The sequence below is a fragment of the Paenibacillus sp. DRB1-1 genome (assembly GCF_052119485.1).
Taxonomy (GTDB): Bacteria; Bacillota; Bacilli; order Paenibacillales; family Paenibacillaceae; genus Paenibacillus; species Paenibacillus polymyxa_B.
Window position 1 is genome coordinate 4975264 of the sequence record NZ_JBODQH010000001.1, and the last position, 14103, is coordinate 4989366.

Sequence of the window (14103 nt, forward strand, 5' to 3'; positions counted from 1 at the left end):
CCGGCCTTTTTGGTGTAAAGAGACTGTTGGATGAGAGTAAAGTTTGACCAAGCACAGGAAAATAGTAAAATAGAGAGAATGCTTTTTTTAGCGAAGGGGCTGGGAATATGTCAGAACAAAGCAACCGCATATTAATTGTAGACGATGAAGAACGCATTCGCCGCCTTCTGCGGATGTATCTGGAAAAAGAAGGATATGTAATTGACGAAGCTGAGGATGGTGAGATTGCCCTCCAAAAAGCGACTGCAAGCGATTACAGCATTATTTTGCTCGATGTAATGCTTCCGGGGATGGATGGAATTGAGGTATGTACACGGCTGCGTCAGACCAAAGCTACACCTGTGATTATGCTGACTGCCAAAGGTGAGGAAGTGAACCGTGTACAAGGCTTTGAAGTCGGAGCCGATGATTATGTGGTTAAGCCCTTTAGCCCGCGAGAAGTCATTTACCGGGTGAAGGCGATTTTACGCCGTTCGTCGGAAACTGCCTTTTTAACGAAAGAGGCGGTACCAAGCAATAGTATTGTTTTTCCGAATCTTATCATTGAGCATGATGCGCACCGGGTAACTGCGGGCGGGATTGAAATCAGTCTCACGCCTAAAGAGTACGAGCTGTTGCATTATTTGGCGGTGTCACCAGATAAAGTCTTCTCGCGCGAAGAACTGCTGAAAGACGTGTGGAATTACGAATTTTTTGGTGATCTGCGCACTGTGGATACACATGTGAAACGGCTTCGTGAAAAACTGAATAAGGTATCGCCAGAGGCAGCGGCTATGATTACGACCGTGTGGGGCGTAGGTTATAAGCTGGAGGTTCCAAAATAACGTGAACTTCTGGAGATCGCTGGTAGGCAAGCTGTGGATCACCATCATTTGTCTTGTAGGCTCTGTGCTTATTTTTCTAGGGCTTTTTTTATTGCCGTACATCAACAGAAATTTTGCGGCGTATGAATCGACGGAAATCAAGCATTTGTTCACCTATACATGTATTGTCGGATTTTTATTGACGACCTTTTTTGCCCTATTCCTTTTTACTAAAATCACACAGCCTATGCAGCTGTTGATTCAGGCGGCGAATGCGATTCGTGAGGGAAGGTATGATACTCGGCTTTCGCTGGTAACCAGTGATGAAATTGGAGAACTGGCGAAAACTTTTAATCATATGTCTACGGAACTGGAAGCAACGATCCGCAGTCTGAATGAGGAGAAAAACCATTTATCCAGCGTACTGCGAAGCATGTCTGATGCAGTAATCACCTTCGACAGAAGCGGACAAATCATCTTGACGAACCCGCCGGCACAAAGTCTGTTGGATATATGGAAAAAGCTGGAGTGGCAGGAGCGTGATCTGGAGGAGTTTGGAGCTTCTGTACCTGAGCCTTTGCAGTCTCTGTTCCATACCGTTATGGACAGGGGGGAGGATGTCGGAGACTATATCCATGTCAAGAAGGGCTCCTGGTCGGTACAGATGGCGCCTCTGTATACGGATAATGCAATCCGCGGTGCAGTAGCTGTGCTTAGAGATATTACGGAAGAAGTGAAGCTTGAGAAGATGCGGAGTGATTTTGTGGCCAACGTCTCTCATGAAATCCGTACACCTTTATCTATGATGCAGGGCTACAGCGAGGCGTTGCTGGATGGTATGGCGGGTTCACCTGAAGAATCTGAGGAGCTGGTACAGGTCATCCATGATGAATCATTACGCATGGGAAGATTAGTCAAGGATCTGCTTGATTTGGCCCGAATGGAGGCTGGTCATACAGACATGCACCGACAGGAAGTGGATGTGAATGAGCTGATCGAGCGTGTTCATCGTAAATTTACGGTACGTTCGAAGGAACAGGGACTGACACTCGATTACCATGAGCAAGGCCAACGTTTGCTGCTGCCTGAGGCAGATGAAGACCGACTGGAGCAGGTATTGACCAATTTGCTGGATAATGCATTCAGACATACACCTGGCGGGAAAAAGGTTACTATTGCGGCGGATCGAATTTTGGGAGAACGGCATGAGTTAATCCGTATTCGGATTAAGGATGAAGGTGTAGGCATTGCCAGCGAGGATCTACCTTATATTTTCGACCGCTTCTACAAGGCAGATAAGGCCAGAGTACGTGGTGAGGATAAAGGGACTGGTTTGGGGCTTGCTATTGTCAAGAATATTGTAGAGGCTCACGGAGGCTCTGTCTCTGCTGCCAGCGTATTGGGGGAAGGAACGGAATTTACTATTTTGCTGCCGATCTCCAACAAAACAAAGCTGGGTCTGTAACAGGCTTATAAGCCCCCACTGATATACCCCGGTTTGCAGGCATCCTCGGAAGAGGGTGCTTTTTGTTGAAAAATCAACATTTATCTTGTTCAACGTGGAACATCCTGTTTTAAGATAATTGCTCTCATGATAGATAACGGTATAAGAAAAAGACGCCTGGGTAGCCAGGCGCCTCTCTTTATTATAAAACCTTGGACATCTCAATACTGTCTGGGACTAATCTAGCACTACTTCTTGGGCAGTATTTAGTTCTGGCAAACCAACGAGTTGAATCAACACATCTTTAGGCACGGCTTTATCGACGGTCAAGATCATGATGGCTTCTCCGCCGACAATTTTACGCCCTACTTGCATGGAAGCGATATTGACGCCGTTCTCCCCAAGCAAGGTGCCGACACGACCGATAATGCCTGGCTTATCATTGTGGGAGATGAGCAGGAAATGAGCTTCCGGTGCCACATCTACTGGGAACTGGTTCAACCGAACAATACGTTCGCCATAGCCTGCCAGCAGGGTGCCAGATACACGTTGCTCTTCGCCGCTCTGGGTTTTGAGTGTAACGGTAATCAGGTTGGTAAAACCCTTGGTGGCGGGCGCCTGAGATACGACTAGATGGATGTCACGTGTTTTGGCCAGATGTACAGAGTTTACAATGTTCACATCGCTGCCCAGATGACGGCTAAGTACACCTTTCAAAATATAACGTGTCAGAGGCTGTGTATCCACAGAGGACAAATCGCCAGCGTAATCTACCTGAATTTCACGTACAGCCTGATTCGTGATCTGAGCGGCAAAGCTGCCCAGCTTTTCTCCAAGCGAGAAATATGGCTGCAATTGCGTCATGACGTTGGATGGTACTGGAGGCATGTTGACCGCATTTTTAAAAGGCTCATCACGCAAAATATGCAGCACTTGCTCGGACACATCGATAGCTACATTCTCCTGAGCTTCGACAGTTGAGGCCCCCAGATGTGGTGTCACGATAATTTTCGGATGACTCAGGAATGGGTGATCCTGTGCTGGCGGCTCTGACTCGAATACGTCAAAGGCTGCACCGGCAACGATACCTTCATCAATGGCTTCAACAAGAGCCATTTCATCGATAACTCCGCCCCGGGCACAGTTGATGATGCGCATTCCTTTTTTCATCACTTCAAACTGTGGACGAGCAATCATATGTTTCGTTTCCGGTGTTAATGGTGTGTGTACGGTCATAAAATCTGCGTTGCGGATAATTTCGTCCACGCTCGCCAGCTTAATGCCCAGCTTCTCAGCGCGTTCTTCCGTTAGAAATGGATCATAGCCGAGGATGCTCATGCCAAATGCTTTAGCACGTTTAGCCACCTCGCTGCCGATACGTCCCATGCCGAGGACTCCAAGTGTTTTGTTACGCAGTTCGACACCGAGGAATGTTTTACGATCCCATGTACCGCCAATGGTTTTGGCATATGCCTGTGGAATATGACGTGCTAGAGCCATCATCATCGCAAAAGTGTGCTCACATGTCGTAATCGTGTTGCCGTCAGGAGCATTAATAACGATAATCCCGCGCTGTGTTGCTGCTTCTAGGTCGATGTTGTCCACTCCGACCCCAGCTCGCCCTACAACCTTGAGGTTCTTACCTGCCGTCATGATGCGTTCGGTTACCCGAGTTTGGCTTCGAACGAGTAATGCGTCATAGTCACCAATAATTTGAACCAATTCATCCTCGCTGAGACCTGTGTTCTTGTCCACCGTGACATCGTCTGCATCCATCAGTTGCTGGATGCCCAGGTCACTGATCGGATCGGATACTAACACTTTAAACATTTGGTTTCCTCCTCAAAGTTAACTTCTTTTATGGACAGGATGTACTTCAAACTGAAATACATTCCATAAAGAACATGAAAAAACTTGAAATGCTTCTAAAAGTACAGGAGAGCGGTGTGAAATACTAGTGTGATAACGCATTGACGCAGAAAAGGGATGGAATAGCATTATGCACCAAACTAACGACCAAAAGTCTTATGCGGAGACACTTTGCAGTTTTCGGGCATCAAAAAAACTCCCGAATCACATACTATCTCCATAGTAAGGGACGAGAGTTATCGTGGTACCACCCTAATTCGCAGCCATTTCGCAATGGACTGCCTTCAGCGGTCATAAAATGACCGAAAGGATAACGGTTTTCTGCCGATTGCATCTAATGCCGGGAGATATTCCCCAGACCTCGGTGCAATAACTCAGGAGCGCTGAAAGTAGTTACTTCGTCACCGGCTTCCACCCAAGCACCGGTTCTCTGAGGACGAAATCAATACCTTTTCTCCATCATTGTTGTTGTCGCTAATAATTTTTTCATAATGTATCATGGCTTACATGGGCATGTCAATAGGACATGCGACATGTGTGGATAGCCGGCTAGATATATAGCTACAGAATGCGGAAAATTAAGATTTAAGTCTTCTTGAATCCGTCCGACTTTTTGGCTATGATGCTAAAGAAGACTATGTAGAGGACTAACTAACTATGAAAAAGCTTAAAGTGAAATGGAAAAGAGCGCAAATTCATGAATTGAATGACCGCTTGCTGCTTTACAATTTGTATCTAACTCAGGGGCTGACCCTGCTGATTGGCGCAATCTGGATTATTTTTCAGAAAAGAAATGTGTTAGAACTATTTGCATTGCCGAACACTCTGCACGTCTTATGGTGGGGATTGGGATTGGCCGCCGCTATGTTACTTGTGGATCTGTTGCTATCCCGGATTATGCCTGAGGATGCCATGGATGACGGTGGTATTAACCAAATGCTGTTTCAAAATCGTCCGGTTTGGCATATTATTTGTATAGCAGCTATCGTCTCCATCTGTGAGGAACTCTTGTTCAGAGGCGCGATTCAGTACAGCTTTGGTCCTTATTGGACAAGCATTTTGTTTGCGGTGATTCATATCCGATATTTACGGCATTGGATTCCCACTGGCTGGGTTTTTCTTAGCAGTTATGGATTGGGTTACATATATGTGCAGACCGGTAGTCTGTGGGCACCGATCATTTGTCATTTTGTGATTGACCTTATATCTGGTTTAGCGTTACGTTTTCGGAGGTATGAAGAATGAATCAGGAACTTAGCAGAGTGCAGACCTATGGTAGCCGTCGAAATGGTCGCAAAGGCAAGGAGGAGGACAGGTCAAAATCTAAACCAGTTCGCTCCCGTGCTTCACGGCCCGTGCCAGAATTGGCTCACGTTGCCGCTGCACCAGAAGTTGCTGTAACGATGGAGGATGACACTCCTGCCAGTGAGTACCGAACGCGGGCAGAAATGTTTCCGTCCCGCCGTATTCGGGTAAGCAAGTGGTTTTTGAATTTTTTGAGCACTCTTTTTGTGCTGATTACTGCAGCGTTACTGTGGTGGGGCATCAAGGGTGCACCACCCATCAGTGAAATGCTTTGGTAATATAAAGTTATTATGGACGTCTGTGCTTAGGTCAAGGCGCGTAATGATACGGTAAAAAGGCCTCCATCTCCGCATAAATAGCGGAGAATGTAGGCCTTTATTGCATCATCTATAGTTAATCCGGAGTATACGCAAGTCTCTATTAGCTGGCAGGAACCTCAATGCCTTGCGGATCGACAAATTGGTAACCCTTTTGCTCAAGGCGCGTCAACAGACTGTCCAGAGCCTCAGCTGTCCATGGCAGTTCATGCATCAAAATATTGCTGCCTGGATGAAGTTGTTCCGTTACGTTTTTGAGAAGAGCCTCCGTTTTATTAGGCTGATTCTTTTTCATTGTCCAGTCCAGAGAACCGACGGACCATGTCATGTATAGGAGACCGTTTTCCTTAGCGACCTTGCGACCTACGTCTCCGCCTGCACCATGAGGGGGGCGGAAGAATACGGGAGCTTGTCCTGTAATGTCCTTAACAGCTTTTTGTACCGTTTCAATCTGTTTTTTGACCTCGGACTCAGATTTATTCTTCAGCACGATGTGATCCCAGCTATGGTTGCCGATGGGCTGTCCACGGTCATGGATAAGCTTGAGCAACTCAGGATGCTCTTTTACACGGTAACCGTTCACGAAGAAAATTGCTTTCGCTTTGTGTTTGTCCAGTACATCTATGATTTTGTTAATCATGGTTGCTTCCTTAGGACCATCATCAAAGGTCAGTAACACGACTTTTTTTTCGGTACCTTGTTGGTTAGGGATTACATTGTAGGCTTTATCCAAGTGATACATTTTGTTATTGATAGTTGCAGATGTCGCAGCTCCTGTTTCGTTGCTTTCGCTGGTTTTATCATTTTGTGCATTGGTTTTACCCGCTGAGTTATGATCATCACTGCCTGCTTGCTTACTGCTGCTTTTTGGGGAAGAGACGTTGCTCTGATCTTTGGCGCTGTTACTTGAGTCAGACGCTACCGAATCCTGTTGGTTGCTTGTTGCCGCAGATTCCGGCTTGGTTGCAGTGCAAGCACTAAGCAGCAGACATGCGGTGAACAAAATGGCTGCTGTTTTTGTACCCATTATTTCATCTCACCTTCCTGTATTTTATACCGTATGAGTTTGTCACTACTGACGAACACTATGCTTGATTCTACCACAAAGGGAGGTTCTAATTGTGAAAACATCTTCATTTTTCCTGGGAATCGTCTTGGGCGCTGTCGCAAGCTCTTTGATCTCCCGCAACCGCAACATGTTGGGCTTATCTATGGACATGGGTGGAAAAAAAGGCGGCAATTTAGTGCAGAAAGCCCGTACTAAAATGATGGACGCGGCATTCCCCGGAATGGGCGAGATAACGCTCAATAAAGAAGACACCCATAAGGATCAAGACCATCATTCACAAACAGATAAAACCGCTCATAACGCCCATACTGCCAAGAACAAAGAAGAGAATATGAAGTTGATTAAAGACTTCATCAGCACAAGTCCCGATGTTAAACGTGAGGTCGAGCAAATTTTGAAAGAAACTCATACAGCCGTACCGGGATTGTAACCCAGAAACCTTTATTCCGAATCATTTTGCGGCTTTTTTGTAAAAGCCGTTCAAATGATTCTTTTTTTTATCTTTTTATTGCGTGCATTTACGATTATAAAATGATAACATGATTACATAGAACCATTTTCATCACAGGCATCATAATTGCATCATAATCTGTTAATAACACTCGGCTGCCAGGAGGAGGGTCCAGTATGAAAATAGAAAGATTAAGTCAGGACAAGATACGGATTTTCCTTACCTTTGACGATTTGAGCGAACGCGGTATTCAAAAAGACGATATGTGGCAAGAAATTCCAAGAGTTCATGAGCTGTTTACCGAAATGATGGATCAGGCATACAGCGAACTGGGCTTCGACGCCACGGGACCGTTAGCTGTCGAAGTCTTTGCGCTTCCTGCTCAAGGAATGGTTGTTATCGTCACCCGGGGAAAATATGACCATCAGCAGTATGGTTCGGGTCCCGATGAGGAGCTTCCAGAGGAAGTCTACGAAATGGAAGTCACGCTGGAGCATAGCGATTCCATCGTTTACGCGTTTAGCGATTTCGAAGTACTCATAGAAGCGGCTCATATGCTTCGTAGCAACACTACGGAAGCAGGTAAGCTGTATCATTATAGAGGAAAATGGATTCTGCATTTGGAACCAGAAGAAGTAGAGGAGTCCAAGCTTGCGGCTTTAATCGCGGTTCTTGCTGAATTTGGAGAAGGCTCATCCGTTACACCAGCTATGTTGGAAGAGTATGGTAAGCTGGTCATACCTGAACAGGCAGTTGCTGTCATCTGCACTCATTTTGACAGCCGTTCTTGATTCTTTTATTGAAAGTGATATCGAAGTGAATTTGTCGGCTCTGCGCTGAAAGCAGAGCCGACTCATTTTTATGGAGGGATGATCGGTGCTTCTGTTTTCGGTTTTAGCGGCAGCCACAGCGCCGGGTCTCGCCTTATTGATGTATTTTTACTTGAAGGACAGGTATGATTCGGAGCCACTGCACATGGTTATTAAAGTGTTTTTGCTCGGCTTTTTGGTGGTTCTTCCTGTCATGATTTTTCAACGCGGGCTGCTGCTTTGGCTAGGGGATCACACGTTAATCCAGGTGTTCGGCATTTCAGCCGGAGTGGAAGAGTTTTTTAAATGGTTTCTGTTGTATCACATCATCTATAATCATACCGAGTTCGACGAGCCTTATGATGGTATTTTGTATGCGGCCGCAGTCTCACTCGGATTTGCAACGGTTGAAAATCTGTTATATGCCTGGGCGGGCCATGCTTCGGTTAGCATGATGCTGATGAGATCATTGCTACCGGTATCCGGTCATGCGATGTTTGGCGTAATGATGGGCTACTACATGGGGAAGGCTAAGTTTTCAGAGGGCTTGAGGAGCAAATACATGTTGCTGCTGTCATTGGTGCTTCCATGGTTCTGGCACGGAGTATACGATTTGATTTTAACGAAATTTTCGCATGACTGGATCTGGTTTATCATTCCACTTATGGCATTTCTGTGGTATGGAGGAATGGCGAAGATCAGTCGAGCTAATAAACGCTCTCCTTTTCGTTTGTTGAAACGGGAAGAAAAGGTTAATATGTAACGAAATGGGACACACTGATCTGACAAACCTGTTAGAGAAAGAGGTGTCTTTTTTTGCGTATAAAAGTAAGAATTCATTGTAAAAGATGCGGTGAACGCTTTGTACTAAGAGGACGCATAGAGCAAGGACAGATTCAGACCGGCTTTAAACGCTGCATTTGCGATAACTGTGAGTTTATTATTGAAGTCATGGAAAACCATGCATAAGAGAGCATTCTTCTTGTCACACTATCGGTAGTGTACTTGAAGAAAGGAGACTCCCAATATGTATAAGCGACTTAGTGCCGTATTGTTCCCGGTGGTTACCCTGATGATGATAGGAGCATTTGTGTGGGGTTATCAGCAAAGCCAGATGAGAAATGAGGTATCTCTTCAGGCGAATAGCATGTCGATGAAAGCGGAAAATCAATACCAGCGTGCGTTTCACGATTTGTCGTTTCATATGGATCAGCTACATTCTCAACTCGGTAATGCGGTTGCTGTCCATAATACTTCCCACTCGATGCACCGCAAATGTTTGATAAACGTGTGGAGGATTGCAAGTGAGGCCCAAAATGAGGTTAATCAGTTGCCTCTTAATGTAATGCCTTTTAATCATGCTAAGGATTTGCTGTCACATTTATCCTCATTTTCGTATCAGACCGCTATTCGTGATCTGGATCACGAGCCTTTAAACGAGAAAGAAATTTCGAATCTGAAAACGTTATATAATAATTCCAAAGAAATTTCGAAAAATATGCACGAAGTGCGGCAAAAAGTCCTTAGCAAAAATTTGCGATGGATGGATGTGGATATGGCGGCAGGTTCTCAAACTGGGCCGAAGGACAATACCATTATCGATGGCTTCAAAACCGTGGACAAAAAGGTAGAAAACTACAAGGAACTGGATTGGGGACCGTCTGTAGCCAGCATCTATGACAAGCGCTCTGTGAAAAAGTTGAGTCTACCTGCAGTGGATGCAGGACAAATTAAACGAAATGCCGCTGAATTTACAGGAAAACCGGAAAGTCAGATCCGTGTGAACGAAAACGGTAAAGGAACGGAATGGGCATCTTATACAGCTACCCTGCTGAATAAGAAGCAGCCTGTGGCCAGTATGGATTTTACGAAAAAAGGCGGCAAGCTTATTTCTTATCATGACATGAGGGCAGTAGGTCCTAAAAAGGCAACCCGCAATGAAGCGATTCGCTATGCTAGTGAATACCTTGAACAAAAGGGTTACAAAGGAATGAAGCCAGTTGCATATGATGAAAGCGGGAATTTAGCTAACATTACATTTGCAAGCCAACAAGGGGACGTGATTGTCTATCCAGAAAAAATCACAGTCAGATCAGGCCTTGATAACGGACAAGTGATTGGTTTTCAATCCAGTGATTATGTGTATGAGCACAGTCATCTGCGCCGTATTCCGCAGGCGAAACTGAATTTGAATGCAGCACGAGCGAAGTTGAATCCTGAGTTTCGTGAAACTTACCACCGTAAAGCCTTAATTGAAAATGAACTGTCGAATGAAGTTCTGTGTTATGAATTTGGTGGTAAAATCAATGGTTCCGTTTACCGGATTTACATTAACGCCAATACGGGGATGGAAGAAACGATTGAAGAGGTAAAAGATTCAGATGAACCTCAGGTTACTGCAAGTAATGCGTAGTTGATTACATGAAATGAATCAATAGTCACTCTAAACCTCCTTCATAAAGGAGGTTTTTTGTGCTTTAGTCATAGTTCGAACAAATATAATGCTTAATATAGGCATAAAGTCGTGGTATTATATACCTTAATTAGAGCTTTTAATGGACAAGGATGGTGGATCATTTGTTTCCTAAAATTAATGATGTGTTATACATACAAGTGGCTGGTACTGACCATAAGGACGAGATTTTTGAATTTAAGTCTCGTATTGCGGAAGAGGAGTCACAGAACTTTCTAATTGAAATTCCTATGTCACAAACAAGTGGGCACTTAAAAAAATTGTTTCTAGGGGAAGAGCTGTCTATATTTTTTATGAGCGAGGGTGGGATTAAAAATTATTTCAATACCCACGTTACGGGTTTTAAAGAGGATATCCTCCGGATGGTTCGCATCCACAAACCTGCTCCAGACAGCATCAGCAAAATTCAGCGCCGAAACTTTCTTCGGGTTAAGGCCAACTTGGAAATTGCAGTAAAGCATGGTGAGAACGAGTCCAGATTTGTAGCAGAGACGCATGATGTGGGAGGCGGAGGCGTTTCTTTTCAGACCCAGGGAACTCATCATCTTGAAGAAGGAGAATCATTATCTTGCTGGATTTTGGTCCCTTATAAAAACGGCACTCAAGAGCATGTTCCGTTCCAATCTGAAATTGTACGTATTCAGCAGATGGAAAACGGCCGCAGACTCATTATGCTGAAATATGAGAAAATTGCTGATCAGGAGCGCCAAAAACTGATTAAATATTGTTTTGAACGACAGCTGGAATTCCGGGAAAAATCTTAATCATCCGAAATTTTTCTTTTTTAGTAAACCTGTCGCTTATTTTGCATCGCCTATAAATGTGTGGTATAATTTTCACGTCGCAGGCAATGCCTGCTTTTTTCTTGAGGTTAGGTTAGGAGGAATTCCCTGTTGGCAAGGCAACATGTATCTTCAAGTAACAAAATAAATGTAGCCATTGATGGACCTGCTGGTGCAGGGAAAAGTACAGTGGCCCGCCTGGTGGCGAAAGCACTTTCTTATGTATATGTAGATACCGGCGCCATGTATCGAGCAGCAACGTGGTACATGATGTGTAAGGAAATTCCTGCAGAAAATGTACAAAAAGTGCTTCAGCATGTACCTGAGCTGGTGATTGAATTAGTACCGGACCCCACAGGCCAAAAGGTTTATTGTAACGGGGAAGATGTAACCACTGTGATCCGTTCGATGGAAGTGACTAGCAACGTGTCACAGTATTCAAGTATTGCTGGTTTACGTACACGTTTGACTGAAAACCAGCGTGAAATGGCTGCACGCAAGGGTGTCGTTATGGATGGTCGCGATATTGGAACAACTGTACTTCCCGATGCGGAAGTCAAGGTGTTCATGACCGCAAGTGTTCAGGAACGTGCCTCTCGCCGCTTTAAAGAACTGAGCGAAACTGATAATATCACTCTGGAGCAGCTAGAACGTGACATTGCGGCACGTGACAAGCTTGACGAGGAGAGGGAGGTATCCCCGCTTCGTTGCAGTGAGGACGCCATCGTGCTCGATACGACCCATATGGGCATTCAGGATGTCGTTGATACGATCGTATCTTATTGTTTAACGGAGAAGGATGGAGAGATCAGCCAATGATATATACTGTATGCGTCAGTATTTTGCGTCTCATTTACCGCGTTCTGTTTAGACTTGAGGCGGTAGGCAGTGAAAACGTTCCTGCCGAGGGCGGAGTGCTGTTGTGTTCTAATCATATTAGTAATCTTGACCCTCCTACAGTCGGTATTTTGCTGAAGCGAAAGGTTCACTTTATGGCAAAAGCTGAGCTGTTTAATGTTCCTATACTAGGTCCACTCATTGGGAAACTGGGAGCTTTTCCAGTCAAACGCGGTGGTGTAAGTAAGGAATCCATTAAGCTGGCATTGAACATTTTGCGTGACGGTAAGGTTATGGGGATCTTTCCCGAAGGCTCCAGAGGAGCTGGGGGAATCGGTAAAAAGGGTGCTGCAAGCTTTGCGCTACGCAGTGGAGCGGCTGCCGTTCCGGTCGCCATTATTGGTGATTACAAGCTTTTCCGTAAAACGAAAGTGTTATACGGTAAACCTGTCAATTTGGACGCTTACCAAAAGGGTGCCGATATCGAAGGAGATCCGCTTGAACTGGCAACAGAAGCAATTATGTCTCGTATTCGCACGATGAAGGAAACGGGTAAGCCTACGAATAACTGAAAGGCTTGCATGAATTGTGTCTAAGCTCGGAAAACTAGAACAAAAGTTTATTTATGTTTTGAACTCTGCCATGCGCAGGTTTAAATAAATGGTTTTTTTTGAATTGAGGAGGGTATTGACATGTCGGAAGAAATTAAAAATCAAGAAGCTGCTGAAGCGGCAAATCAAGACGAGCTCGATCAAATCGTCTCCCTGAAAAAAGGTGACACCGTTAAAGGTACAATCGTGAAATTGGAAGATAACCAAGCGGTAGTAAGCATTGGATATAAATACGATGGAGTTATTCCAATTCGCGAGTTGTCTTCTGGTCTGGATAACGCAGAAGAAGCAGTACAAGTAGGCCAAGAGGTTGAAGCTAGAATTATCAGCATTGACGATGGCAAGGAAAAACTTGTTCTGTCCAAACGTGCAATTGACAGTGAAAATGCTTGGGAAAAGTTGGAGCAACTGTTCGAAAGCAAAGAAGTATTTGAAGTCGTTGTAAATGATGTCGTTAAAGGTGGCATCGTGGTAGACGTGGGTCTGCGCGGATTCATCCCTGCATCCATGGTAGAACGTCACTTCGTTGAAGATTTCAGTGATTACAAAGGCCGCACATTGCGTGTTGTTGTAAAAGAACTGGATCGTGAAAATAACAAAGTGATCCTTTCTCAAAAAGACGTTCTGGAAGCAGAATTCGAAGCTAACAAGCTTAAAGTAATGGCTGAGCTGAAAGAAGGCCAAGAAATCGTAGGTACGGTTCAACGTCTTACTCAGTTCGGTGCTTTCGTAGATGTTGGCGGCGTGGACGGTCTGGTTCACGTATCTGAAATTGCTTGGACTCATGTCGATAAGCCTTCTGATGCAGTTTCTGAAGGAGATCAAGTGAAAGTGAAAGTCTTGAAGGTAGATCCTGAAAAAGGAAAAATCAGCCTGAGCATGAAAGCTGCACAGCCTGGTCCTTGGGAATCGGCTGCTGGACAATTCAACAACAATGACATCGTAACAGGTGTTGTAAAACGTCTGGTTAACTTCGGCGCATTCGTTGAAATCGCTCCTGGCGTGGAAGGTTTGGTTCATATTTCCCAAATTTCCCACAAACACATTGGAACTCCACAAGAAGTTCTGGAAGAAGGACAAGAAGTGAAAGTTAAAATTCTTGAAATGAATCCTTCCGAAAAACGTGTTAGCCTGAGCATTAAAGAAACTGAGGAAGCTCCTGAAGCTGCTCCTAAAGCAGAAAGAGCTCCACGTGCATCTCGTGCACCTCGTGAGGAACTGAATAATCCTAACGTTTCCCTCAATAATTCCGGTCTGAGCATTACGCTCGGCGAGCGTTTTGGCGATAAGCTGAACAAATTTAAATGAGTTTAAATCAATACATTTTATAATA

14 protein-coding genes and 1 other annotated feature are annotated in these 14103 nt (G+C 44.8%); of the genes, 12 read left to right on the forward strand and 2 right to left on the reverse strand.

What is annotated here, in order from left to right; translation table 11 throughout:
- Nucleotides 1–107: 107 nt before the first annotated feature.
- The gene (locus tag ACQW03_RS22200) at nucleotides 108–824 is read left to right on the forward strand and encodes a response regulator transcription factor (protein ID WP_013310758.1); all 717 of its coding nucleotides are present in this window, start codon (nucleotides 108–110) and stop codon (nucleotides 822–824) included.
- Between the two features lies 1 nt (nucleotide 825).
- Nucleotides 826–2268 (forward strand): ATP-binding protein, encoded by a 1443-nt coding sequence (locus tag ACQW03_RS22205; protein WP_071641423.1) that lies wholly within the window; start codon nucleotides 826–828, stop codon nucleotides 2266–2268.
- A gap of 216 nt (nucleotides 2269–2484) precedes the next feature.
- On the opposite strand, the gene serA is transcribed toward ACQW03_RS22205, so the two are convergent.
- Nucleotides 2485–4077, reverse strand: a complete 1593-nt coding sequence (serA, locus tag ACQW03_RS22210; RefSeq protein ID WP_013310756.1) for a phosphoglycerate dehydrogenase — start codon at nucleotides 4075–4077, stop codon at nucleotides 2485–2487.
- Nucleotides 4078–4338: 261 nt separating this feature from the next.
- Nucleotides 4339–4588, reverse strand: a binding site (T-box leader).
- Nucleotides 4589–4773: 185 nt separating this feature from the next.
- On the opposite strand from serA, the gene ACQW03_RS22215 reads away from it, so the two are divergent.
- The gene (locus ACQW03_RS22215; RefSeq protein WP_025723057.1) at nucleotides 4774–5361 is read left to right on the forward strand and encodes a type II CAAX endopeptidase family protein; all 588 of its coding nucleotides are present in this window, start codon (nucleotides 4774–4776) and stop codon (nucleotides 5359–5361) included.
- Nucleotides 5358–5699, forward strand: a complete 342-nt coding sequence (locus ACQW03_RS22220) for a hypothetical protein (RefSeq protein ID WP_025723058.1) — start codon at nucleotides 5358–5360, stop codon at nucleotides 5697–5699. Before ACQW03_RS22215 ends, ACQW03_RS22220 begins: the two co-directional genes overlap by 4 nt.
- Nucleotides 5700–5841: 142 nt before the next feature.
- On the opposite strand, the gene ACQW03_RS22225 is transcribed toward ACQW03_RS22220, so the two are convergent.
- Nucleotides 5842–6765: a polysaccharide deacetylase family protein gene (locus ACQW03_RS22225; protein ID WP_441951764.1), complete on the reverse strand. Its 924-nt coding sequence runs from the start codon at nucleotides 6763–6765 to the stop codon at nucleotides 5842–5844.
- 94 nt (nucleotides 6766–6859) lie between these two features.
- On the opposite strand from ACQW03_RS22225, the gene ACQW03_RS22230 reads away from it, so the two are divergent.
- From ACQW03_RS22230 to rpsA, 8 genes are all read left to right on the forward strand, one after another.
- Entirely contained in the window at nucleotides 6860–7237 is a 378-nt protein-coding gene (locus ACQW03_RS22230) for a hypothetical protein (protein ID WP_013310752.1), read from the forward strand.
- A gap of 197 nt (nucleotides 7238–7434) precedes the next feature.
- Nucleotides 7435–8049 carry a genetic competence negative regulator gene (locus tag ACQW03_RS22235; RefSeq protein WP_013310751.1) on the forward strand — a complete coding sequence of 205 codons (615 nt, stop codon included), beginning with the start codon at nucleotides 7435–7437 and terminating at the stop codon, nucleotides 8047–8049.
- Between the two features lie 85 nt (nucleotides 8050–8134).
- A complete protein-coding gene (gene prsW, locus ACQW03_RS22240) occupies nucleotides 8135–8830 on the forward strand; it encodes a glutamic-type intramembrane protease PrsW (RefSeq protein WP_441951767.1) in 696 nt (231 codons plus the stop codon).
- Between the two features lie 264 nt (nucleotides 8831–9094).
- A complete protein-coding gene (gene ypeB / locus ACQW03_RS22245) occupies nucleotides 9095–10480 on the forward strand; it encodes a germination protein YpeB (RefSeq protein ID WP_441951769.1) in 1386 nt (461 codons plus the stop codon).
- 164 nt (nucleotides 10481–10644) lie between these two features.
- Complete coding sequence (locus tag ACQW03_RS22250) at nucleotides 10645–11304, forward strand: flagellar brake protein (RefSeq protein ID WP_258296801.1); 660 nt, start codon at nucleotides 10645–10647, stop codon at nucleotides 11302–11304.
- A 129-nt stretch (nucleotides 11305–11433) separates the two neighbouring features.
- Entirely contained in the window at nucleotides 11434–12141 is a 708-nt protein-coding gene (cmk, locus tag ACQW03_RS22255; protein ID WP_441951771.1) for a (d)CMP kinase, read from the forward strand.
- Complete coding sequence (locus ACQW03_RS22260; RefSeq protein WP_441951773.1) at nucleotides 12138–12731, forward strand: lysophospholipid acyltransferase family protein; 594 nt, start codon at nucleotides 12138–12140, stop codon at nucleotides 12729–12731. The genes cmk and ACQW03_RS22260 overlap by 4 nt, the downstream gene beginning before the upstream one ends.
- A gap of 120 nt (nucleotides 12732–12851) precedes the next feature.
- On the forward strand, nucleotides 12852–14078 hold the full coding sequence (rpsA, locus tag ACQW03_RS22265) for a 30S ribosomal protein S1 (RefSeq protein WP_013371699.1): 1227 nt from the start codon (nucleotides 12852–12854) through the stop codon (nucleotides 14076–14078).
- Nucleotides 14079–14103 lie beyond the last annotated feature (25 nt).